Annotated in this window: 18 protein-coding genes and 2 pseudogenes; 12 read left to right on the forward strand and 8 right to left on the reverse strand. The window is 57.9% G+C overall.

Going from position 1 to position 23,329, the window contains the following annotated elements; translation table 11 throughout:
• Positions 1-335: 335 nt before the first annotated feature.
• Positions 336-1,553, forward strand: a complete 1,218-nt coding sequence (locus IVA81_RS10585) for an MFS transporter (protein ID WP_247315858.1) — start codon at positions 336-338, stop codon at positions 1,551-1,553.
• 75 nt (positions 1,554-1,628) lie between these two features.
• Here IVA81_RS10585 and IVA81_RS10590 read toward each other — a convergent pair whose 3' ends face one another.
• Both IVA81_RS10590 and IVA81_RS10595 read right to left on the reverse strand, forming a co-directional pair.
• Positions 1,629-1,781, reverse strand: a complete 153-nt coding sequence (locus tag IVA81_RS10590; protein ID WP_247315861.1) for a hypothetical protein — start codon at positions 1,779-1,781, stop codon at positions 1,629-1,631.
• Between the two features lie 867 nt (positions 1,782-2,648).
• Complete coding sequence (locus IVA81_RS10595) at positions 2,649-3,392, reverse strand: LuxR family transcriptional regulator (RefSeq protein ID WP_247316048.1); 744 nt, start codon at positions 3,390-3,392, stop codon at positions 2,649-2,651.
• A 913-nt stretch (positions 3,393-4,305) separates the two neighbouring features.
• Here IVA81_RS10595 and IVA81_RS10600 point away from each other — a divergent pair.
• Genes IVA81_RS10600 through IVA81_RS10615 form a run of 4 tightly spaced genes read left to right on the forward strand, consistent with a single transcriptional unit; the run spans position 4,306 to position 7,270 of the window.
• Complete coding sequence (locus IVA81_RS10600) at positions 4,306-4,707, forward strand: transposase (protein WP_247316049.1); 402 nt, start codon at positions 4,306-4,308, stop codon at positions 4,705-4,707.
• Positions 4,701-5,054: an IS66 family insertion sequence element accessory protein TnpB gene (gene tnpB, locus IVA81_RS10605; protein ID WP_100235505.1), complete on the forward strand. Its 354-nt coding sequence runs from the start codon at positions 4,701-4,703 to the stop codon at positions 5,052-5,054. The genes IVA81_RS10600 and tnpB overlap by 7 nt, the downstream gene beginning before the upstream one ends.
• A 51-nt stretch (positions 5,055-5,105) precedes the next feature.
• The gene (locus tag IVA81_RS10610) at positions 5,106-6,671 is read left to right on the forward strand and encodes an IS66 family transposase (protein WP_247315864.1); all 1,566 of its coding nucleotides are present in this window, start codon (positions 5,106-5,108) and stop codon (positions 6,669-6,671) included.
• Entirely contained in the window at positions 6,668-7,270 is a 603-nt protein-coding gene (locus IVA81_RS10615) for a plasmid pRiA4b ORF-3 family protein (RefSeq protein ID WP_247315867.1), read from the forward strand. The genes IVA81_RS10610 and IVA81_RS10615 overlap by 4 nt, the downstream gene beginning before the upstream one ends.
• 153 nt (positions 7,271-7,423) lie before the next feature.
• Here the strand turns inward: IVA81_RS10615 and IVA81_RS10620 are convergent, their stop codons facing one another.
• The 3 genes and pseudogenes from IVA81_RS10620 to IVA81_RS10630 all read right to left on the reverse strand — a co-directional run.
• Positions 7,424-8,146, reverse strand: coding sequence for a hypothetical protein (locus tag IVA81_RS10620; protein ID WP_247315871.1), 723 nt, complete (start codon positions 8,144-8,146; stop codon positions 7,424-7,426).
• Positions 8,147-9,629: 1,483 nt separating this feature from the next.
• Positions 9,630-10,001 (reverse strand): PilZ domain-containing protein, encoded by a 372-nt coding sequence (locus IVA81_RS10625; RefSeq protein WP_247315874.1) that lies wholly within the window; start codon positions 9,999-10,001, stop codon positions 9,630-9,632.
• Positions 10,002-10,480: 479 nt separating this feature from the next.
• Positions 10,481-11,382 (reverse strand): annotated as a pseudogene (locus IVA81_RS10630) (transposase); the annotation flags it as partial.
• A gap of 282 nt (positions 11,383-11,664) precedes the next feature.
• On the opposite strand from IVA81_RS10630, the gene aepX reads away from it, so the two are divergent.
• From aepX to IVA81_RS10655, 5 genes are all read left to right on the forward strand, one after another.
• Entirely contained in the window at positions 11,665-12,537 is an 873-nt protein-coding gene (gene aepX, locus IVA81_RS10635; protein ID WP_247316051.1) for a phosphoenolpyruvate mutase, read from the forward strand.
• 367 nt (positions 12,538-12,904) lie between these two features.
• On the forward strand, positions 12,905-13,705 hold the full coding sequence (locus tag IVA81_RS10640) for a phosphocholine cytidylyltransferase family protein (RefSeq protein WP_247315877.1): 801 nt from the start codon (positions 12,905-12,907) through the stop codon (positions 13,703-13,705).
• Positions 13,706-13,712: 7 nt separating this feature from the next.
• On the forward strand, positions 13,713-14,318 hold the full coding sequence (locus IVA81_RS10645; RefSeq protein WP_247315880.1) for a CDP-alcohol phosphatidyltransferase family protein: 606 nt from the start codon (positions 13,713-13,715) through the stop codon (positions 14,316-14,318).
• Between the two features lie 233 nt (positions 14,319-14,551).
• A complete protein-coding gene (locus IVA81_RS10650; RefSeq protein WP_247315883.1) occupies positions 14,552-15,661 on the forward strand; it encodes a histidinol-phosphate transaminase in 1,110 nt (369 codons plus the stop codon).
• 29 nt (positions 15,662-15,690) lie between these two features.
• A complete protein-coding gene (locus IVA81_RS10655) occupies positions 15,691-15,894 on the forward strand; it encodes a hypothetical protein (protein WP_247315886.1) in 204 nt (67 codons plus the stop codon).
• A 409-nt stretch (positions 15,895-16,303) separates the two neighbouring features.
• On the opposite strand, the pseudogene IVA81_RS10660 reads toward IVA81_RS10655, so the two are convergent.
• Positions 16,304-16,767 (reverse strand): annotated as a pseudogene (locus IVA81_RS10660) (IS110 family transposase); the annotation flags it as partial.
• Positions 16,768-17,853: 1,086 nt separating this feature from the next.
• Here IVA81_RS10660 and IVA81_RS10665 point away from each other — a divergent pair.
• Complete coding sequence (locus IVA81_RS10665) at positions 17,854-18,321, forward strand: hypothetical protein (protein ID WP_247315900.1); 468 nt, start codon at positions 17,854-17,856, stop codon at positions 18,319-18,321.
• On the forward strand, positions 18,305-19,546 hold the full coding sequence (locus tag IVA81_RS10670) for a cytochrome P450 (protein WP_247315911.1): 1,242 nt from the start codon (positions 18,305-18,307) through the stop codon (positions 19,544-19,546). The genes IVA81_RS10665 and IVA81_RS10670 overlap by 17 nt, the downstream gene beginning before the upstream one ends.
• 657 nt (positions 19,547-20,203) lie before the next feature.
• Here the strand turns inward: IVA81_RS10670 and IVA81_RS10675 are convergent.
• Positions 20,204-22,672, reverse strand: a complete 2,469-nt coding sequence (locus tag IVA81_RS10675) for an ATP-binding protein (protein ID WP_247315928.1) — start codon at positions 22,670-22,672, stop codon at positions 20,204-20,206.
• Positions 22,659-22,859, reverse strand: a complete 201-nt coding sequence (locus IVA81_RS10680) for a hypothetical protein (RefSeq protein WP_247315931.1) — start codon at positions 22,857-22,859, stop codon at positions 22,659-22,661. Before IVA81_RS10680 ends, IVA81_RS10675 begins: the two co-directional genes overlap by 14 nt.
• Positions 22,860-23,329 lie beyond the last annotated feature (470 nt).

Genomic DNA, 23,329 nt, shown 5'->3' on the forward strand with positions numbered 1-23,329 from the left:
TGCTGTCCAATCCCATCCCAAACCTCCGTCCAGAGCCGGAGGCTTCTTCGCACGTTCATTCGAATTCTGAAGCAAGGGTATCGGCTTCGCGCTTACGATGTATAGCGACGTCGCCCCCTGTTTCTGGCAGGTCGGTTTGCTCGACAAGATGAAGGTCAGGCGCAGTGTGCGAACTGATTCGAAGTAGCAACTGCCACTCGGATCTCTCACCCCGTACAGCCAACGCTCGGATCACAGTCCGGTTTGAGGCGCTGCTGCGCTGGAACGATCCACTGCTTGTCCAAACCGTGCTCTCGAAGCACATGCGAAACTGCTCTTTAAAAGGAAGAGGCTTGATGGCAAGTCGCTACATGCCACACATCGGGATGGTTGCGTTGGCCAGTCAGCAGTATCTGGCGATCGCGTTGATCTATTCGGCCATTCCGGTGATCCTTCGGGGCAACGGCGCCAGCCTGGAACTGGTCGGCTTGTATGGCACGGTCTTCTTTGCCTTCACCGTTAACTTTCTTTGGGCCCCCGTCGTGGATCGATGGAGCCTCAATCGTCTCGGGCTGAGGCGGTCATGGATCCTGTTGACCCAAATCGCCACCACCACTGCGCTGGCAGTGATGGCATTTTTGAACCCAAAGACCGATTTCGTGCCGGTTTTTCTTGTTTCTCTCGCCCTTGCGACCGTCGCCGCCACACAGCGGATCGCAACATTGGGCTACATAGCGGAAGCCCTCGGTTCCGGCGAGCGTCCGCTCGGCGCTGCGCTGCTGGGCTGGGGACGGGTCGTCGGCCACGTGATCGGTGGCGCGGTCTGCCTCCAGCTGATCGAGATTGTCGGTTGGCGTCCGGCTTTGCTGGGCTTAGCGCTGCTGCTAGCCGTTTTCGCTGGATGGGTGTTCGCGATTCCTGAACCGCTCCATTGCATGAACCGATGGCGCTCACCGCAGCGCCTGTCTATCTTCCCGATCCTTCTCAACAACGGCATGTGGACAACGGCCGCATTGATAGCGCCCGGCGTTATCGGGATCGCGCTGGCGTTCGCAATGGTGCAGTTGCGGCTCGTCGATCTCGGCTTTGCCGCGGCAGATATCGGATGGATCGGAGCGCTCTCGAACGTCGTGACGTATACTATCATCGCGCCAGTGACCAGCGCGATCCTGACCCGAATGGCGCCGAACCGGGGCGTGATCTGGGGCTGTGCAGTCCTGGCCATCGGTTTTGGAGCGCTTGCGATTATCGATCGCTATGTCGGCGTTCGCGTGAGCGCCGTCGCGAGCGTTGGGATCGTGTTCGCGGCCCTCGCAGTCCAGCATGTTACATTCACAAACTGGTTTCTCGCGCTCGCCCGGCCAGGCAAGGCGGGGACAGATGTCACGTTCCTGACTTCGGTGATGTCGGCGTTCGCATTGATAGGCTTCGCGGCGAGCGGGTTTATCGCGGCGAGATTTGGCTACAAGGTCACGCTGATATTGCCGGGTCTCGGCTATGCTCTCTCAGCCTTGATCGCTGCGGCATTCATCCGCACCGCCAATCTGACACCGCAGCGCGTGGCGAGAGACTGATGATCGGACTCACGCACTAGCCAGTCTTCCTGAGTCAGAGCGTCGCGGTCGACAGCAATCATACATTTGAGGAAACTAGAGGCGGCCCGGCGATTGAGCACCTGGATTGCCCTCGAGATCATCCAACCTGCGCGGATTCGGATCGCTGGCGCTCTGATAGCCTTCCAGATTGCCTTGCAGAAACAAGAACTCGGTCTGTTTGATCGGTGATTGGCTCATGGCCAGCATTAGATCCACATCCGAGTCGTTTTGTCTTGATCGTCGCATTCATTTCGACCGCAATACTGCTCATGATCCGTTCGGGCGTCCAGATGGCCCGTTAGGAACCGTACAGGCATGCATAGTCGAGGGACAGCGGCAGCTTTTTAACCCGTTGCGGCGCGCTTTTTGACCATAGAGATGCACGCGCGTCGTTGATTGCGGAAGGTGTGCGCATAGCCTTGCAGTTCGAACGCCGTCCGCCCACCATGACAAGCGGCGAATAGTGGACGATTGTCTGGAGGGATACCTGTTGCCAGCTTAGGGCGCCGCGCGGCCGCCGGAAGACACTACGCTTGGGCTGTTCGTGCCAGCCTGATTTTACTTAGAAACTTCGAAGCTGGGCAGAGTAGCCGTGGCGCATCAGCCACGTCGAATCCACCAGCCCCCCTCCAGAAGGAGCTTGTCGACCGGGTTTAGAAGCTGGTCTTTTGATCGATCCATACCTGATAAGATAGCATGTATTCGAACCAGTAGCAGTTTTAAACTCACGACAAAAAATCAACTGAAGCAAACCGATCAGCTCGAATCAAACCACCGATCTTCATTGGCGCCTACAGCTACGATCGGCGACTGAAAACCTCACGTCCTACGAACACCTGCAAATGCTGGACTCCCTAGCCAGACCGATTCTAACTTAACGCTCCAAAGAATGCCCGGAATTAAGCGCGTAGTTGCCGTATACAACGTGCGCGCTAGGAGCAAGTGGCTTCGTCAGATGGCAGGTCGAGCTTGCTCAATGCCTTGGCGAACGATTGCCCATAGGATCGATTTTTGTCTTCATAGCAGTTTTCAGACGCAAACTGGCTTCGATACAATCATCGTCCATCAAGATGCTCACGCAGCATGGACATCAAAAATAAGATTGAGGCGGATCGCCACAATGACGGCTTGGATCCGGCTGGTCGCGCCCAGCTTTCGCATCGCGTTCTTAAGATGAAAGTTCACCGTATTCTCGCTGATTTGTAATATCCTCCCGATTTCCCATGACGATTTGCCCTCTGCCACCCACCGTAGACAATCTAGTTCCCGCTGTGATAGCGCAACTCTCATATTGCAGTTATCTTCCGCCGGACGTGTGATCTCCACACAAGCGGTGTGAAAGTGCCAGGCTAGTGCGTTGAGATGGCCTTTGGAATGTTGAGGATCGGCATCGTCGAACCGAGATGCAAACGATACGACGGATAATCGACCCAATGGCCCAAACAATGGTACACTCATGCCGTGCTTGAGACCGGCCTCTCTGGCCTCATCAAGTACGCGCCTTTCGTCGGGCTGTAGTTGATATTGCTCGGCGAGTTGATCCCACAGAAACGGCCGCGAAAGCGTCGGTGTCCGCCGGACCACCGGATCGATTTTGTGGTACTTTCGCTTAAAATATCGTTCACACCATTCGGACGGCCACTTAACGGCCACCGCGGGCGGCGGATACTCCGGTAGGCGAAGTGGCTCCGCGAAATTGAGCGCTCCGTAAGAGACTTCGCTGAAGCCTTCGTCGCTCGCACAGCTCACAAGAAGCTCGAAAAGCGATCTGAGCGATTGCGTTCGCGTCGCGCATTCGGTGAAGCTGAAAAGATCCATTTTGGGCGCCTCAGCGGGCTGGCCCAAAAGGCCGGTATTGCGCCGCTCGATTGAGCTTGTTTTAAGCGGAGGCAAGTTCCAATCCGTCGCCGAGCCGCCCCGTGATCCCGAGCTCAACGAGTCCGATGTCACCGCAGATGTTCGGCTTGCCGGCGAGCATGAAAAGAAGTGGGCCACGGTCGTGCACGATCTACGGATCTGCATCGTCAGGCCGCAACTGATCTTCACCGCGCCGGCGCCGACGAGAGCCCGGTCGATGAGCAGCCCAACAGGCTCGTCGCGCAAGTTTGGCTCCTTGCATGATCAATGCGTGGCGTCTGAGTGCCCTAGTTGGACGCCTCCGACGCGAACAATTCTTAAGGGTTGAGCGCGACCGGCCCTCGTGGTGCATGACGATGTTCGTCAGGGGGATACCCCGATATGCCTGCAGTCGGAAATTCTGCTTGGTGCAGAGGGCGCGTTGCATACGCATCTCCGGAAGGGAGAGAACCTGGGGATGAGAACAGCAAGTGTCGTACCAGTTGCACCGCTCCCGAAAATCGGGTTTAACGACAATGACTTGAGAGAATTGGGATAGATGCCGCGGGCGCGTGCGTTGAAGAATTCGCGACATCAGGAGGAAAGCCGACAGCGCCATTTGGCTTAATTGTTCGTGAGGATTGCCTGATTGGCTTTTTCTATTGACGTGTGATCGGTGCCCCCTTGTGCAAGGCTCCGCTGAATCGCTCATTATTGCGTGTCGCTTGCCAAGAACCTGAAAACAAACGGAAAAGTTCAAGGACAGCGCATGCAGGCAATCTGACTGTAAGCGTAGCGCTGCGGCCCTTTAGATTGTCTGTGCGCGATCTTGGGAGCACCGTTAGAAGAGTCATCTTCTGCAAGGGTGCTCACAATGGACGACCATTCGGACGACATAAGACGACCATTGACACAGCGTATCGAAGTGTACGCCGGCGCAGGCCGTAAGCAGTGGCCGGATGATTTGAAGGCCCGGATTGTCGCGGAAAGCCTTGAGCCGGGCGCGGTTGTAACAGATATCGCACGCCGGCATGGCTGCCGGCCACAGCAGGTGCATGACTGGCGGCGCCGGGCGCGTTTAGGTCAACTGGTGCTGCCAGCTGCGGCGGGTGCACTGTCGTTCGTGCCGTTGGTGTCGGAATCGTCGCCATCGGCGGCTGCCGCGCCCTCCGGATCGCCGGAAGCTGCCGCTGTTACGGTTGAGTTCCTCGGGGCCCGGGTTGAGGTGCGCGGAACGCCTGGACTTGCCGTGCTGAGTGATGTGTTTGTTGCGTTGCGCCGGACACGTTCATGCTGACGGCTCCCGCTGGCCTCATGATTTACGTTGCGACCCGACCTGTAGACTTCAGGAAGGGCGCGGATGGCCTGGCGCTGTTGGCGAAGGAGACGCTGGGCCACGATCCGATGAAGGGCGTGGCGGTGGTCTTCCGTGCGAAGCGCGCTGATCGGGTGAAGATTGTCGTCTGGGATGGTAGTGGCCTTGTGCTGTACTGGAAGCGGCTTGAGGGCGGCGCCTTCAAGTGGCCGCCGGTCGTTGACGGCGTCATGCGAATGAACGCCGCGCAGTTGTCGGCGCTTCTGGCCGGCATGGATTGGACACGCATGCATGCGCCTCGAATCCCGCAGCCGAAAGCACTTGCGTAGGAAATAAAATCTTCGCTGCATCGGGGCGCGAAGCATGGCAGACTCGGGCCAATGAGTGATTTGCCTGATGAACTGCCGAGCGATCCAGCCGAGTTGCGTGCCTTTGCCGCGGCTCTGCTGGAGCGCTGCGCCAGACTCGAGCGGTTGCTCAAGCTTGCAAAAGACGCGCAGTTCGGTCGATCGTCGGAAAAACTTGACGCTGATCAGCTCCAGCTTGTTCTGGAGGATATCGATCAGGCTGTCGCGGCTCTCGAAGCAGCCGAGGACCGCGCCAATCCCAAAACACGCGAGAAGAGAGCTGCCGAGCGCAGGGCCAATCGTGGCAAGCTGCCGGAGCATTTGCCACGCATCGTCGAAACGCTGATGCCGGCTGCAACCTGCTGCCCGTCCTGCAAAGGCGATCTCGTTGAGATTGGCCGCGATGAGAGCCAGAGGCTGGACGTCGTACCGGCGCAGTATCGCGTCATCGTCACCCGCCGGCCCAAACTGGCCTGCCGCGCCTGCCAGGGCGTCGTTCTCCAGCACGCTGCTCCCGAGCGACTGATCAGGGGTGGATTGCCGACCGAGCGGCTCGTCGCGCATGTGATCGACGCCAAGTATCATTGGCATTTGCCTCTCTACCGCCAGGCGCAGATGCTGGCGACTCACGGAATTGCCATCGATCGTTCCACGCTCGCCTTCTGGGTCGGCTACGCCGCCCAGGAATTGAAGCCCTTGTGGCATCGTCTGCGAGAGCTTCTGCTCGCCTCCTCGAAGCTCTGTGTCGATGAGACCCCGGCGCCGGTGTTGGATCCGGGGCGCGGCAGAACCAAAACCGGCTACTTCTGGGCGCTCTCGCGCGATGACCGGCCTTGGGCCGGGCCTGATCCGCCTGGGGTGGTCTATGCCTATGCGCCGGGCCGTGGGGCCGTCCATGGCTTGAGGCTGCTCGAAGGCTATCGCGGCATCATCCATTGCGATGGCTATGAGGCTTACAAGACCATGACCCGAGAGACGCGTGCGGACGCGCTGTCCGGCACGCTCGCCTTCTGCTGGTCGCATCTACGGCGCCAGTTTGTGAAGATCGAGCGCGAGGCTGCGCCGGCGCCGGCTCCGGTTGCACGCGAGGCCCTCGAGCGCATCGCCCAGCTCTACGCGGTCGAGAAAGCCCTCCGCGGCCGATCTGATGCCGAGCGTCGCGCGGGCCGACAAGCGCATGCCCGGCCTCTGGCTGCAGCTTTGAAGCAGTGGTTTGAGGCTATGCTTGATCACCTTGCGCAGAAGAGCGACACGGCGAAGGCTTTGCGTTATGCACTGCGTCATTGGGACGGCATGACGCTCTACCTTGATGATGGGCGCATCGAGATGGATACGAATGCGGTCGAGCGTGCGATGCGGCCGATCAAGCTCAACGCCAAGAACTCCCTTTTTGCCGGTTGCGACGAGGGCGCCGAGAGTTGGGCAGTACTAGCTTCGTTGATCGAGACCTGTAAGCTCAACAGCGTCAGCGCCGAGCACTGGCTCTCCGACGTCCTCGCGAAGCTCGTCAATGGCTGGCCTGCGGCGCGACTGGACGAACTGCTTCCGTGGTCGTCGACCTACACGATGCATGCACACGATCCGAGGCTGGCGGCATGAGCCTCAACACGACCGCCGTGCGGATCAAGGTGACCCTCAAGGACGTGAAGCCGGAGGTGATGCGGTGCCTTGTTGTACCCGTCACCCTGCGCCTTGATCGGCTGCATCTGACGCTTCAGGCGGCATTTGGCTGGACCAACAGCCACCTCTTCGAGTTCCTGGCTGGCGAAGGGCGTTGGGGCATCCCTGATCCCGACGGTGATTTTGGCCCCCAACCGATCGATGCTCGCAAGGCGCGGCTCTCCGATATCGTTCAAGAGACAGGCGCCAAGACGATCCATTATCTCTATGACTTCGGCGACAGCTGGGACCATGTGATCAAACTCGAAAAATGGTTCGACAACACGACGATAGAGGGACTTCCCCTCCTGCTCGAGGCCGCCGGTCGTTGTCCTCCAGAGGACGTCGGCGGTGCGCCCGGCTATGCCGAATACCTCGATGCCATCAGCGACCCCGCACATCCAGAACACGAACGTATACGCCTCTGGGGGCCCGAACAGTTCGATCCCGACGTCGTTGACCGGAAGGCGCTCGAGGCCGCCGTCAACGCATTGTCCGGAATTTGGGAGCCAAGACGGCACAAGCTGCGATCAAAATAGGCGTCAAGCGCCAATCAAAAGGGCCACAGAGCTACGCTTACATCTGACTCCTGTGTGAGCCGAATCCGCTCTGACCGACCAACACATGCAATTCTGAGGCACCGACAGGAGATGAGGCGCAGACGCTCGTCTGTCCACTTGCGCGCCGACGCTTCAATCCCTCACTGCGGCTGTTAGCGGCTTAGCGACGTTTCTCAGGACAGCGGCGCGGCAGTTGACAAACATCTGCTTCGTGTAATTCCCGCCGAAGTAATCCAGTACGAAGGTGCCGGTATAGTCCGGATCATCGCCCACGCTGCGGATTAGGCTGTCGAGAATCTCGCCGATTTCGGGAATGCGCTCGCAGTAACGGGCACGAAGAACATTAACAGCGTTCATCGAGTGAACTGCCTCGTCGGCAACCACCTCTCTCAGGCAACGAAGGAAGCTGCTGCCAAGTCCGGCATAGAACTCTCTATCCGCAGCATAGGCGCGGCAAGTACACATCTCATCAAATGCGATCATAACGATCAGGGAGAATTCGTCCTTCAAGTATTCATCGATTGCAGAAAAACTATGCGATCGAGCTTCCAATCTGTCTCGAAGATCTTTTTCGGATTCACCAGCGACAAGCTCCATGATCCGGATGAAACTATCGGCGTGACGCTCTTCATCCGCGGCCCAGGCACTAAAGAACGCCTCAGCTTCGTTGGTCGCGATCAGATTTCGGTTGAACAATTCTTGTTTTAAGTGCCTCGCGTCGTATTCAGTGTACAACTCTGGCCACAACTTGTCCCGACGTGCGCGCACAGTCGATGGTCCGGCCGTGAACATCGCCGGCGTCAACTCATCGAAAACGTCTTTTGGATTCCAGTTCCGTTGAATCGGCGCAATCATCCGACTGTCCTTCTCTGCGTGCGGCCTGGCAGACGGACGCTCGCAAAGCATACTTGCTCCACACCAAGTATGCTGTCGCCCCCTTGTTTTGGTGGGCAATTTCGAGACGCAACTCATCAAACGGTTTGAAACTCGCGATCATCAACAGAAGCTCATGGGGGACCGTCAACGTTTTGGAGTTCGCGTGTAGTGTAGGCTGCGGTATCCCATCGCTTTCTTTGCAAACCGCTCCCTTTGATTGCGCGGCAGGCGAACTGGGGGTCGCGGCGGCTTGCCGGCGCGCGTCAAAGCAGAGAGCCGACTGAGGGAATTCTGGCCGATTTGGTCGCGGGCCGCAGGAGCTTCGCTCGGATGTGAAGGAGCATGAGCCAAGCTGAGACCGTCAGCTATGACGGGTAAACCGGACTTGACCTCCCAAAGCCTTCTGACCGCCCCTTTTGACCCAATCCAGGCGTTCAGCCCTGACGACATCGTTCGCGGCATGGCGCCCCGCGGGGCTGCCAAGGAGATTCTCGAATTCCATTTGGAGCGCGCCTACGCCAGATCTCTACGTAACGAATATCGTCGCAAGTGGCGGTGGCGCGCGATGCTCCACATTGAATGATTTCACTTCCCACGGAGTCGCGAGACGTCGGCCCGCTTCTGGAGTAGCAAGCCGAGTTCGCGTGCCTTCTTTCTTACTGAGGTGACATGGCGATCAAGCTAACGGGCTACGTCGCCGGCGCAGGTTTTTTGACGCGCGAGAGCTATCAATCGCTGCGCCTCCTGCTTGGACCATTCGCGTGGCCTTAAAGACTTCATGCGCCCTCATTCGTCTGAAGCGATAGAAGGTGCAGCGATCTCCCCATCTGAGATGGGTGATATAAAGTCTCTGTGCAGGCAAGTTGGTCTTCGGGCGCCATCGAACAGCACGGTGATGCCCGTGGTACGAGGGCTCACGTCAATGACGATGCCACTCCGGTTAGCCAGCTCTGGGCATCGAGCGGCTCCGAACTTATTCATCTTAAAGCGGGTACCGACAACAATTCTGTCGACGTTCTGGTAAATCATTACCGCTATCCAGTCAGTGGAAAATGGATAGTCGAAAAAGCAAAAACCCGAAATCAAGCGGCAAACTATATCAGATCAATAATCTACGCAACCATTGGATGAAATTGCGCCGCAAACGAACCAGGCGCGAATTGGCAGCAGCCAAAACTCCCGCGCATTGGCTGCTAGCCCCTTTGAGACATGCCGGGCTACTCAGGCGAAGTCCGTTCATTAGACCGGAAGTCACGGCCTCAGGTGCAAACCGACGCGGTTAATGCTTAGCGGACACCCTGTGTGAGTGGCATCGCTACGCTGGTGTTCTCGCCATCTGCACTAATTTCTTGTGCATCTGTTGGATAGCGCGTCAAACCTGCCTGCAGCCCAATCCCGCCCGCGACAGCTCGTCATCGCGGTTGTCACGAGCCGCGTACCCATTCGATGCCAGACCATTAGGTCAATGCATATCAAAAGAGATGCCGCACGCCTCGCTAACGGGCCGCACCGGCGGGAGTGCATACGGCAGATTAAGATGAACGATGCTTGCACTCACTGGCTTTGGTGCGCGGCGGAGCACAACGAACACCACGCCCGAAATGGTTGCCCGCCTCCATACCACTCGACAGGCAAGCCTCTTGTGAAGGCTGCTGAACAACAGATCAAATTCGCTGGCGAATATGTAATAGGGCGTGGAAAGGCGAGCGCCAAAGGCGTTGATGTCGCGCACCACACACGGATGGAGCCCCATAATTCCATCGAACGAGAGCAATGCCGGCAGATTGATGACGTCGCGCGGCAGAGCGCGACGTTCCATTGACCTTTCAATCATGGCGAGAACTCCGCACATGCTTCTTTGCTTCAGTTGCCGGTCCCGCCGAACCTCGTCAAACAAGATAGTTCGCGCACTCCGCCAGACAAGCAGTTCTGCTGTCTAATTAGAGTTGACTCTAATTCCTCTATTAAAGCGAAGAACAGACGGTTCAACAAAATTAGCGCGATACACGAACACGCGCAGATCGACGCTGCCCTGGCGGATGAATTGAGAAACACTTTTGGCAGCTGTTGTGAAGGGTTTCGGATGCCGGCCCCATGACGGTGGGGCCGCGGGCACGGGGCCGGCAGATCGGGATCGAGCCGCCCCGGCAAGTTGGCCGACGGTGAAGCGGCTGGTGAATCGGCGGTGGATCGCGTCGGACATGATGAACTGTCGGACGATTTGAGACGAGGGCTGGATATCTGAGCGTGCTCTGCCGTGGCCGGTCGGAGGCCGGCGAGCGCGCTGACGAGATTTGCGGGATAGTGACGGGCTCATGAGGTGTCGATCCTGATGACGTTCGTTGGACCTGTCGGCCGATGCCGTGGCGTTGCACCGCGCTCGAAGACTTCGATGACGATCATGCGACCGCCGCAGCATGGACAACTCGGTTTATTGAGATCGACGGTGGTTGCGGCAGGCTGGCCTTCAGATTTTGCAACGGCGAGCAGCTCACGGGCGCGTGCGATGTTGTCGGCGCAAGCGCTTTTGGCAAACAGGTCGTAGTGGCGGATGCGGTGGAAGCGGGATGGCAGCACGTGGATGAGGAAGCGGCGGATGAACTCGCCGGTGGCCAAGGTCATGATCTTCTGTCGTTCGCGTCCCCCAGCACGATAGTCCTTCCATCGGAAGGTCACGCCTTTGTCGCCGAGTGCGACCAATCGGCTGTTGGAGATGGCGACGCGATGGGGTCTAGCGCGAGAGGTAGGTAAGCACCGCTTCGGGTCCGCCGAACGGCCTCTTGGCGTAGGACCACCCACTCGGCGTTGCGGAGTGGTGCCAGATACGCCGCGAAGGCTCGGACATCGGCCAGTGGAGCGTGATCGCCGAAGAAGTGCGGGCGGCCGGCCTGGTGGGTCGCGATGAGCTTCTCCAGGAACAGCCTGCGGTACAGGCGTGAGAGCACGCGCACCGGCAGAAAGAATCTCGGCCGGCAAGATACCCAGCGCTTGCCTTCTGGCGTGATGCCGCCACCCGGAACGATCATGTGCACATGCGGGTGATGGGTCATGGCCGAGCCCCAGGTATGCAGCACCGTGATGATGCCGATGCGGGCACCGAGATGCTTCGGATCGGCAGCGATCGTCAGCATGCTCTCGGCCGAGACCTTGAACAGCAGGTCATAGATCGCGGCCTTGTTCTGGTAGGCGATGTCGGCGATCTGCGCAGGTAGCGTGCTCGAGCAGGTGGGTGGCAAAGCTGTGCCACTTCTGACGACCAAACCAATCGTTGAGGCCGTTCAAGATCATCAGGCCGGTTACATCCGCCGCGCTGCGGGCCCGGTCAACTACCAACCCTCGTAATTGATCTAGATAACGGAAGCATGTCACCTATCGATTGATGAAATCGGCCGGTCTACACGTTAGGCCGGTCATCGCAAGGAATTGGCATGCAAGACCGATTACCATCTGTTCTCGCCAACGGCCCTGATCAATCCGCCGGTTCCTCACGTGCTGAAATGCTGCGCGCCGAAATCTGCTGCCGCAGAGAGCTATCGTTCCTCATGGAAGCGCATGATGGTCTCTCCGCCGCAATCGCTGAGCGCGCAGGGTTCAAAGGCCTCTGGGCGTCCGGCCTGTCTATTGCCTGCTCCCTGGGCTACCGCGATGCCAACGAAGCGTCGTGGAGCCAACTCGTAGACGTAGTCGAGCGGATCGTCGACTCGAGCGAACTGCCTGTGCTCGTTGACGGAGATGGCGGCTTCGGGAATTTCAACAATGCGCGCCTCGTGACACGCAGGCTCCGTCAGCGTGGAGCAGCCGGCGTCGCGATCGAGGACAGCTGCTTTCCGAAGATGAACTCGTTTGTTGGGCATCGGCACCCCCTCGCCGATATCGACGAATTCTCTGGCCGCCTCCGGGCAGTGAAGGATACAGTCGCGGACGACTTGATCTTGGTGGCAAGGATCGAGGCGTTGATCGCTGGGCATGAGATGGACGAAGCACTTTCGCGCGCTCACGCCTACGCCGACGCGGGAGCCGATGCGATCCTCATTCATTCGCGAAGGAGCACCGCGGACGAAATCCTTTCGTTCGCGCGCGCTTGGCAGAACAGATTGCCGGTCGTGATCGTTCCGACGAAATACTATCGAACACCGATCTCTGTATACCGCAAAGCCAGCATCTCTACGGTGATCTGGGCCAACCACTCTATGCGAGCGGCAATAGCGGCAATGCGTCAAGTCTGCGGTCGCATCATCGCTGAGGAAAGCACCGCGAGCATTGAGCCGCACATTGCTACTCTCGAGGAAGTCTTCGAACTGTTCAAGTACGACGAACTCGCCCGTGCCGAAACGCGATATTTGCGGCCCGACGCTGAACTGCGCAAATAGGGTTTCGTCGACACTGGAGCGCATATTCGTTGTCGAAGACCTACTGTCCTGGACTTCCTCCTAGCTGGCCAAGTTCGACTGCAATCTCAAATCCCAAATCATTGCACTGAGATGTCCTTAGACGGCGTAGCACGCCTCACTCAACCAAAATGCGCACTTTGCCATCTCGGCAGCTTGAGGCACCGGATCCAGCGCCTCCCTTCTCTCTGGAGAAAGGACCGACGAGGACCATTTGTCTGTCTTCACGCTTGGGCTCCATTTTCAGATGGCTCCGGCAGACCTGATCTCGCTTCAGCACGCCTAAGCTGGCGCCGAAGAAGTCCGTCGGTGTTTCACCTTAGAGGCGCGACGAAAAAGGAACTAAACGGTGACCGATGCTCCCAAGAACGCCGTCATTCTCGCCGCTGGCTGCGGCTCTCGCCTGCGTCCTCTGACAGATCTGCGGCCGAAGTCGCTGGTCGAGGTCAACGGCACTTCGATTCTTCACAACGCTCTGCACAATCTGGAATCTGTCGGCGTGGAAGAGGTGACGATCGTGGTGGGTTACCGCAAAGACGCCATTCAATATGCCTGCGGTAGCCACTTTGGCGAACTCAAAATCAACTATGTCGAGTCGACCGTCTTCGACCGCACCGGAAGCGCCTATTCTTTGTGGCTGGCGCGCGACGCTCTTCTCTCCGGAGACTGCTTTCTTCTCGAGGGCGACGTCTTTTTCGAAGAGGATGCGCTACGACACTTGATGGTCTGCCGGGGGACTGACGTAGCTGCAGTCGTTCCCTTCGATGATTCAATGGAAGGGTCGGCCGTTCTGTTGTCGCAGAACGGCTTCATCTCAGGTTTTCGATTGAAGCAAACCGCGGCAAATCTTGTTGCGGATGGCCCAAAGCTTTTCAAGACGATGAACCTCCTACGGCTTTCGGCGCCGACACTCAAGGCAACATTTGTTCCGACACTGGACGATATCATCGCCGCTGGAGCTCGGCAGACCTACACCGAAGAACTTTTGGGTTATCTGATAGAGAGGCGAGGCCTACAGCTCGCCGCGGCGCGATGCGATGGCCTCAGCTGGTACGAAATTGATAACGCTGACGATTTGGAGATTGCCGAGCGCATTTTCAAGGACCGAACGAATGCCTACGCGGCGAGACGTGATTTGCAAACGAGGTGAGAGTTCAATGCTAAAATACCTTTGGGATCCAGCGAACGCGATAACGATCACAGGTCTTCTCTTTTCCTCCGCCAGCCTGTTTTTAGCTCTCTCTGACCGCCTTGAGCTATCTGTGGCAGCAGCGCTTTGGGCTGTTCTATCGGACCACCTCGACGGGGTTGTCGCAGGTCGCACGAAAGGTCGCGATCCAGATGTCGCAAAAATGGGAGCGAGCCTCGATGGGTTTGCAGATATCGTCTATGGAGCCGTTGTGCCTGCGGTAGTTGTGGTACAAGTCAGCCAAGCTTCACAACTCGCGCTTGCGACCGCAACCGCGCTACTGGTGACGGGAGCAATAAGGCTTAGCTACTTTGCGAACTTTGGCAGGTCGCGTGATGGACGCTTCTTGGGCGTCCCCTTGTCATACGACGTGCCGCTCCTGGCGCTTCTATTTCTTTTTAAGTCTCTTATTCCTGCTGAAGCATTTCCTGACGTCGTGAACATTGCCTTCTTGCTGCTCGCTATAGCGCATGTCGCGCCCGTTCGCGTGCCACCACTCAGCGCAACAATGTTTACGGCAATAAGCATCTTCGCCGTCGCGTCATCGGTGGTTTTAGCCAGTCGCTCCTTTTGATTGCGGATGGAAGTATGATCCAGCGACTGGCGTTCTTTCTGTTGCAGGCTTCCCTCCATGCAGGTCACATGATGACGTGTAGTCTCGCCAACCGCGGCGTGAACCAGACTTGTTACCGAGAACATTTCCGCACGGATCGGCACTGCTCGATGCTTGTTCGCCGGGAGCTTGTCGAGAGATCGCGACCATCCTACGATTTTCGTTTGTCCTGAAACGTTGAGCTAGTCGCACTCATGAACAGCGCAGCACAAATCGCCGTATCCCTTAGGTCGGACGAGGTCTCTGACCTGGTCAACCGATTCCCCGGAGGCTATTGGAAATATGACATCAAGGACTTCGTCCTTCTGGTAAATCCTTATTTTCCGCCGCAGGCGTTCCTTGACGAACTTAAGAACGCTCTACCGCGGCTTATTACTTGCTATCCCTCTCCTAATGCGCAGATGGTCCAGCTCCTTGCGGATGCAGTGAAGATGCCGGCGAATAATCTTGTCATTTGCAATGGCGTAGCTGAACTGGTTCCCATCCTCCTTGGCCGACTGGGTATGAGGGTTGCTGTCCCGGTCCCAACCTTCAATCCCTATGAAACCACCGCCTTGCCTGGGCGGTTGTCACGCTTTTTCCTGTCACCGCCAGATTTTGAACTCGATGTGCACCGCTATGCAGCATTTGCGCGTACAAATGGTGTCGACGGCGCAGTCGTGATATCGCCGAATAATCCCACTTCGCGGATGGTTCCCTATGCGGATTTACTATATCTCGCTTCCGCGCTTCGAGCTCAACAGCAACTCCTACTGATCGATGAGTCATTTATCGAGTTTAGTGAGCTCGGGCGAAGTGCGAGCCTGGAAAATCACTTGCTCGAATTTCCCAATGTGATCGTTCTCAAAAGCCTGGGAAAGATTTACGGGACATGCGGTTTACGGATGGGGTATGCGGCATCAGCAAATGTACAGACGATGGACGAAATTAGAGCCGCCCTCCCAAGTTGGAATGTCAATACGTTTGCTGAGTTTTTTCTAAGCAAGCTTCCTCACCTGGCGCACGCGGCAAAGCAGAGTTGGGTGAGGGTGGGCAGCGACAGGGACAAACTATACGCAGACCTGCGCAGCATCGACGGAATGAGAGTTCTGAAGCCCGACGCAAATTTCGTGTTCTGCGAACTCCCGCCCCATTGGCCGGATGGGGACGTGATCGCCTCAACACTTTTAACAGATAGACGGATATTGATCAGGCACAATGGCGGCAAGACGCTTCAGAATGGCAAACGATTCTTGCGCATCGCAAGCCGCACTGAAGACGACAATAGGTTTTTGGTGGAAGCACTGAAAGTCATCTCTGATTAGCGCAACCGACACCGGTACTGAGCCTTCTCATGGCTGATCCAGAAGGAGGACACTTTAGTTGGGCGGCCAGAGCTGCAATCACAGAAAACTCCATTACGCTTTTCTTCTATCTGGTCGGTCGAGCGGAATCAAAGCAGATCAAGGCGCCGCGGCAACCACATCGCGGTTCTCTTCGCACGGTCGGCGACCACAATCTTCCAGCGCGGATCGGCTATGTAAAGCACGGTGGGTGATCTTCATGCTTACCTAATCTGGTATGTGACACAAGAGCGCGTCCGCGCAGGCGGACCGAAGTCCGCCACGCTCGAGTAAAAAGGCGCGAAAATTGCCTCATCGGATCACATGCCCATCCTCAAGCCATGCACACTGAGTCTGCTGTCCAACTGTGAGCGTCGTCCTCCCGGGGCAAGCCTCATCATTTCCGCCTTCGCGATGTTCGACCTCGCCCACCGGGCGTGGACCGTCTGAAAGCGGGTTCTCCCGATTCCCGGAACGACCGTCATTAAGTCGTCATGCCCTCGCCTATTGGTGTTGCCATCTCGTTGTCGGCCTGCCTCATGCCGCCAGCGACAGCTTCGGTTCCTTGTATATCTCTCGCCCCTGACAATCGATAATCCTTAGTAACTCCGCTGTCCCGTTGCGCCCCTTGGCCGACGCGATGCCGAGTTCGGCCAGGTGCCCGCGCAGTGCATTGCTCAACATTGGTACGCTGGCGCACCAGCGATTGTTGGGTGCGGTGCAGCATCAAAACGGTCTGCTGCTCCGTCGTCTCTTGACCGGGACAAAACGCATCGACGGCCGCGTCACAGCCTCACAGATTGCAGCCGCATCATTCGCATCATTCTTGCTGCGGTTGAGGTAAGCCTTCACATAGCTCGGAGGCATCAGTCTGACCGTATGACCAAGCGCCTGAAGTTCGCGGCCCCAATGATGCGCTGACGGACATGCTTCGATCCCAACCAAACAACGTGGCAGCTGGCAAAAATACTCCAGCACCTTTGCCCGACTTACCCGCTTGCGATCAAGACCGCGCCCGTAACATCGATCCGATGCACCTGGAACACTGACTTCGCAATATCCAGACCAATCGTGCTAACCTCGCCCATGGACGGCTCAGTCAACGGGCCGATCAGGCTTCCCAGCACGCCCGGCATATTCCGGCGGTGCCAACGTGGTCGGCTTGGCGACGTCAGGCGTGCTGAGCAACATCGCCGACGGCTGGTCACAAGTACGAACTGCAGATGAGGCAGTGACGACCATCTTCGAGACCGACCGGTCCAGTCGCCCGCCGCAGCCTTGAGCAGCGGCATGCCATCGAGCGCCGGGTCGTCGGGCTCGACCAGATACGTCAGCAAGGCGCCAGGTGTATTGCGTTTGATTTTAGCCAGATCAGCGCGGCGGTGGTGACGATTACTCATGGTGATACCTCGTCGTCTCCCCGCAATCGTTTCTGTCATCCAGTTTGTCGTCGTAGCAAGCCATCTGGTGGTGCCTTGCGTGGCGGGCGTGGCGCGCGGCGGTGCATCATGCTGTAACGCTAGATGTAATGCCAAACGCTCGCGGGATGCGCGCGTTCTGCACGCCCCCGAACAGAACCGCGAGCTGGAGCGCTGCAGCGTTTAAGCCTTGCCGCACTGCTCGCATGTCCTGCACCGTTCCGGAAGAATCTCGCCCTGGTCACGACCGTGGGAGACCGGCGGCTCGTGTGTCGGGCATCGAACCTGAACCATGCGTAGTTGTCTTTCCCGGTATGCTTCAAGCCAGGAATCCATTTCAAGCGGCCGACCGCCACGATGTGCGAGCACGCCTGCGCCCAGTCACGTGTTCCAGCAACAGCCACGTTGGCGCGATGCGCTCGAAGTGCGCGATCAGCGCATGCAGAACCTCGCGGGTGTAGGGCGGGCTGGCGGGCGAGGCCGTCTTTTCACTTCCGCACGTTCCGATGCCTGTACTGCCGGAAGAAGCGCAGAGCGCCGCACCAGAGGCGCCGTGCCTGACCATTGACGAGCTACTGGCGCAGATCGAGAGCCCCGTCACACGCCTGACGCCACAGGAGCGAGCTAGACGATGCCCTTTATCAAGGAAGTAAAGTGGGAGCACGTTCCTAGCAGCACCAGCGGCGAGGATAATAAATGGTTAAATGGTGAAGCCGCCGCGGCCTAGGTCGTGCTTGGATCGGATCAGTCGGCCATTTGACGGCGCGCAAGGCGCCGAAGGAATTGTTGCTTGGGTCTTTGACATGCCGCTGGAACATTGCCCAAGCGCGGTTCAAACAGCTCGATCTTCTGTTTGATCGAACGCGCTACCGCGACCACCGCGTCGGTCCCCTGCCCGATCGCGTTGTTGAGATCGGGGATGCCGAAGTCAGGCCCTATTTCGCAGCAGCCACAATTCAAGCGGGCCGCCGCGAGTTTTCCGCAAAGAGACGTGGCCGACTCATCTGGCGGCGTTCCGCTCGAATAGACAAAGTGGCGGCGATCTCGCTCCTGCCGGAACTGGTAGGGGGCGCCGCTGAGTTTTTTGAATATTCTTCCGCTTCGGCGAGAAGCTCTTCCCAACTGAAGCACTCGGCACGCAATCCATGCGGTTACGACCTGTCGAGATCATGGGTTCTCCAAAGAGAAACGACCAAAGGACACGGTCATGAAAAAGCTCTTTGACGTGCGCGGAGGCGAAGATGTGCGCGGCATCCCGTTGAGCGATCTAGATGTAAGCGAACCTAGACGATTTCAAGATGATAGCTTATGGCCTTGCTTCGAGCGGCTGCGAAGGGAAGATCCCGTTCACCACTGCCAAGACAGCCCATACGGACCATATTGGTCGATAACGAAATACCGCGATATCGTGGCCGTCGATACAAATCATAAAATATTCTCGTCAGAGCAAGGTGTCACGATCCTCGACGTGCCCGAGGAACATTGGACACCGAGTTTCATCAAGGTGGGTCCTCCCAAACATGCTGCGCAGCGCAACACCGTAAGTCCGATACTCGCACCGGACAATTTGGAAAAACTCGAAGGATTAGTCCGCAGTCGCGCTAGAACAATCCTTGATGGCCTGCCGCGCAATGAAGCCTTCAACTGGGTCGATATGGTCTCGATCGAGTTGACGACGCAGATGCTGGCCACGCTTTTCGACTTTCCGTTCGAGGATCGCCGGCTCCTGACGTACTGGTCGGACGTAGCCGTTGCAGCGCCGACGGTTGGGCAGGCGATCGACAGCTGGGGCAAGCGAAGCGCAATCCTGTCCGAGTGCTTGACATATTTTACTCGGCTTTGGCGGGAGCGGATAAATGCCGAGCCACGATTTGATCTCATTTCGATGATGGCGCACTCGTCCGGGACTCGTCATATGGAGCCACGTGAGTTTCTTGGCAATCTCATTCTACTGATCGTGGGGGGCAACGACACCACGCGCAATTCGATCACCGGTGGCCTGCTGTTCATGAACCAGAACCCTTCCGAGCTACGAAAGCTACGAGATAACCCCGCCTTGGTATCGAGCGCTGTGTCCGAGATTATTCGATACCAAACGCCCATCGCACATATGCGCCGCAACGCCACCGCGGACATCATCATGGGAGGCAAACAAATCAGGCGAGGCGACAAGGTCGTAATGTGGTACATCTCTGGCAACCGGGACGATGAGGTCATCGAGGACGCCAACAAATTTACGATCGATCGCAAGAACGTGCGCCAACATCTCTCGTTCGGATACGGCATCCATCGTTGTCTTGGTCGACATCTCGCGCAGCTGCAGCTTAAAGTCCTCTGGGAGGAGATACTGAATAAACGCATGGAGGTCGAGGTCGTTGGCGATCCGGAGCGCGTTTCATCGAACTTCGTGCACGGTTATTCCGCACTCCCTGTCCGAATCATAGTCTAAGGCTGTGACGCCCTGAAATGACGCGTGAGCTACACGGCAGGACCGTCGTCGGCGCCCTGATGACCAGTTACGCCACTGCACGCGGACCGGCGCGCGCCGCTGAAGGTTGCCATCCCGGCTGGAGCCGGCACCTCTTGACCAACTTGGTCCGCCACTACGCTTCGCGTGACGCATCTCTCAAAGGCATCAAGTCCATGTCCGGGAACTCTGTCACAATCAGATTCAGACCGGAGCACGGGCGTATAAGGTGATAGGTAAGCGGCAAAGAGACCCGCAAGCCCGAACCTTTGGCCGCAGCGGTCCTCCGGTGGCGGCTTATCGCTTCGAAGACAGCCGCTCCGGCGAATGCGCTGTTCGCAATTCAGTGGCCTTCTGCCCGCGCAGAAGCCGGCCGCCGACCGGCGTGCGGCCTGATCCTGAGCCCCTGCGGCCATCATCGTCGGCAGCAACCGCAGCTGCAGCGCCCATCATCATCATGGCGGTGTCAGGCCGCAATGAATGCGCGATCATCGCGATCCGTCATCGGCGCTACCGGTCGATCCAGAGCGGGCGCGGGGCGACGGGCGGACCAACTTGACCGCATGGTCCGGCCTCGAGGGTGCGAGGCCACAGGTTCACATACACGCGTCAGCGACGGTCTGGTCAGGCCGAGGAGCATCAGTTCTTCTTCGGCACGAGGTTGAGACTGACGGCGCCGCAACTGCAGCGGAGCACTTCCTTGTCACCCTTGATGGGCGAAACGCAGAGGAATTCGCCGCAATCGGCGTTGGGGCACTGCATCATTTGAAGCAATTGTTGAAACGAACTCACGACCGCAGCGAATTCCTTCGATTGCAGGTCCGCCCAGGCGTTGTAGTGAACCGCCTTGTTGATCATCCACTCTTCGGACTTTGTCGCCGCCACCCGCTTTTTGGATTCTATCTGGAGCGTTTCGGCATCCTGAATATTTTTCCCCCACGAGGACGCGGAGTCGCGCCCCTCTTTGAGGCGGGCCTTCCATGCGGCCAACACCCCGGGCCAGAGATCGCCCAGGTCGTATTGTCCGTTTCCATGATATTCGATGCGAGCGCGCAGATTATCCGCAAGGATCGTCGAGGTGAACTCCAGATAGCGTCGCAAAGTCCCTGCCGCCAACGATACATTGTCATTGGCGAGGTGTCTCTGGATCTGCGTCCAGACGTCACCTTCGTTCCAGACCTGCGGGCCACTGTCGACCGTCCAGCCGCCAAAGCTAAGAGTGCTCTGAACCAGCTTTTCGCTCTGCATGAACTTGAGCCACACGCCGTCGTGAGTGGTCAGGACAAACTGCGTGTTTGGAAATTTCTGCTTCAGGAGCGCGCAAACCTCACGACGATGGCCGGCGTCGACCGACATCAGCACATCGTCGAGGACAGCAAGCGTAAATCCGTCGCCGAGCGTGTGCTTCACCAGTGCAAGATAGAGGCAAAGCCCCATGCCATCCTGATGGCCCTCGCTGTGGTAGGCCCCGGGAGGAAATCTGCCTCGTCCGTAAAAGTCGACATCGAAGGCCAGTTTGCCCAATGATGCAGAGAGCTTGCCCTCGAACTTGGCCTCATCGTCGCGGTTGATGAAACTGTAGTATTCGGTGAAGTCCTTCTGGACCTTGTCGTAGATGCCTTCCAACATTGCGGTGCTGACCGTACCGTAGTGGCTAAACACCGCAGAAGCTGTTTCGGCCTGCTGGGCCGCGATATTGAGGGTCTGCTGCGTCCCACGGCATTGATCGTATTTCTCCTGGGCGACGATCAAGAATTCCTTGGCTTCTTCCTCCTTTGAAGGGTCGGAGAGCGTATCGATATAGGCCGCCAGACGATCGGTGGGCTGAAGCAACTCGACCGCGGGCGATGCCCCCAGTCGACCAAGGGCTTGCAGCGCCTCGGCGATCGCTGCCGGGTCACGGACGACCTTGTCTAGTGTGTCGCGGTCACCGTCGACGGCCTTTGCGTGGGACCGCAGTGACGCGGCATCTATAGGAGGATTGGCCTTTTCGCACCATTCGGCCACTTTGCCCGCGTCAAGCGCCATAGCCCGCAGGTGAGCCGCGAGGGGGTCGATCGCCAGGGCCAGTTGCTTCAATACCGTCGAGGCTGCATCTGCCTTTGCGATCTTCTCTTGAAGATGCGCTGCCAGCAGGGCCATCTCCCAGGGACCGTCGCACAGCGGACAAGCGTCTCCTTCGACCAGTTCAAGACCCCGCTCAACCAAGGCGCGCTGCTTGACAACCCTTAACAGAGCCGGATCGTCCGTGAGCTGGGCGAGAGCGGCCACTGCTTCAGACTTTGCGCCAGCTATGGTTGTTTCCTGTGAGACAGCCAGCCTCTTCAGGAAGCTCGCAAGGTCATTGTTGGCGCTGAGCTTGGAGAACGGCTGCGACGCCCCGTGCTCGGCATCTGGATTGATGCCTACCTTCAAGACATTTTCCGGCGCGAGGTCCGCCACAGGATCGAGCTTCAGCACAGCTCGACGAGCATTTACAGAAGCAAGCAGATCAGTTTTGTTTGGAGTGGCAATGCCAAGATGGCGAAAGAAATCGGACTTGGTCCGCCGATCCTCCGCCTCGGCCCTTCCGTGGTCGCGTTTTGCATCGTTGGCAACGCGTTGGAGTAAGACCCGCAGCTTTTCGAGCTGATCAAGGCGCAGCAGCTCTTGGACGTATTGTGATCGTTTGCCTGCAGGAACGAGAATGTATTTGATGATTTCTCGACGAGACAGGGCAAACTCAGGATGGGTTTCAAGCTGCGCCAGAAGCGCCCTGGTTTCAGCACTGCTCGGCTTGAGTACCGCGGCGCCTGGATTCTTCACGCTCCGCTCGATTATGAAGCTCTTTTTGAGAGCGGGCGCATAGACCTGCAGGCGAACGAGCGCGCTTTCGGGCTTTTTGCTCGCGTCGACATGTGGAGCGTGCGCCTTGACACTCAGCTCCGCCGTGCCCGCGCCGCCGAGACGAGTGATGTTCCCGGTGAGGGCAAATTCGATCGCATCCACGATGCCGCTCTTGCCAGTACCGTTCGGCCCCGCAATGCCAAAACTCCTTCGGCCCAACGAGCGCTTGAGATGACGAATTCCACGGAACTCGACAATTTCGATTTCTTCAATCTGGATCATTGCTCGGCTCAGCAGTGTTGAAAATGGCCGCCCGCAGGCTCTCGGCGTCCAATTGATGATCCGCCAGTGCCTTTCGCAGCGCCGACAAAGACGCCGACGAAAGGGTTTTCTGGTCCTCGAGCTTTTTGAAGAAGGCATCGACAACGGATGAGACCGTAGATGAAAAGGGAAGATCGTCAGCGGCCATATGGTTGCTATTCCTGGGCTGGCCACCTGCTTCTGTGCGGCAGCGTCAATCGCGAGACGTCTCGACAAACAGCGATTCCGGACGTGGTCCTAATGCTTGTGCACAATGCACCGCTAATCGCTTACGTTACTAGCGCGGCAAAGCCGCCCAGAACGCTTCGCCAAATGATTGAGATTAGAACTGAGCCACCCAACTGGCACGATGAAGCCGACTTGAAAGCGCTGCCTGAAAATCAATCAAGCCGACCGATCGACCATCGGAAAAATCTGCCAGTGACCTCGGCCGAAGTTTGACTTGAACTGCGTTAGCGAGCACACCGCGGAGGCCAAGCAGACGCAAACGAAGCAAAGAACGCTGCCCTCTCAGGCTTGACATATTTTCCTGCCCCAGACCCGTGGCGGGGCTCATTTTACCCGCCACGGCAGCTGCGAACTAGGCTAGGCGGCCGCAATGTTCGCAGCGCGGCCGCC

This window comes from Bradyrhizobium sp. 141, from assembly GCF_023074055.1.
Taxonomy (GTDB): domain Bacteria; phylum Pseudomonadota; class Alphaproteobacteria; order Rhizobiales; family Xanthobacteraceae; genus Bradyrhizobium.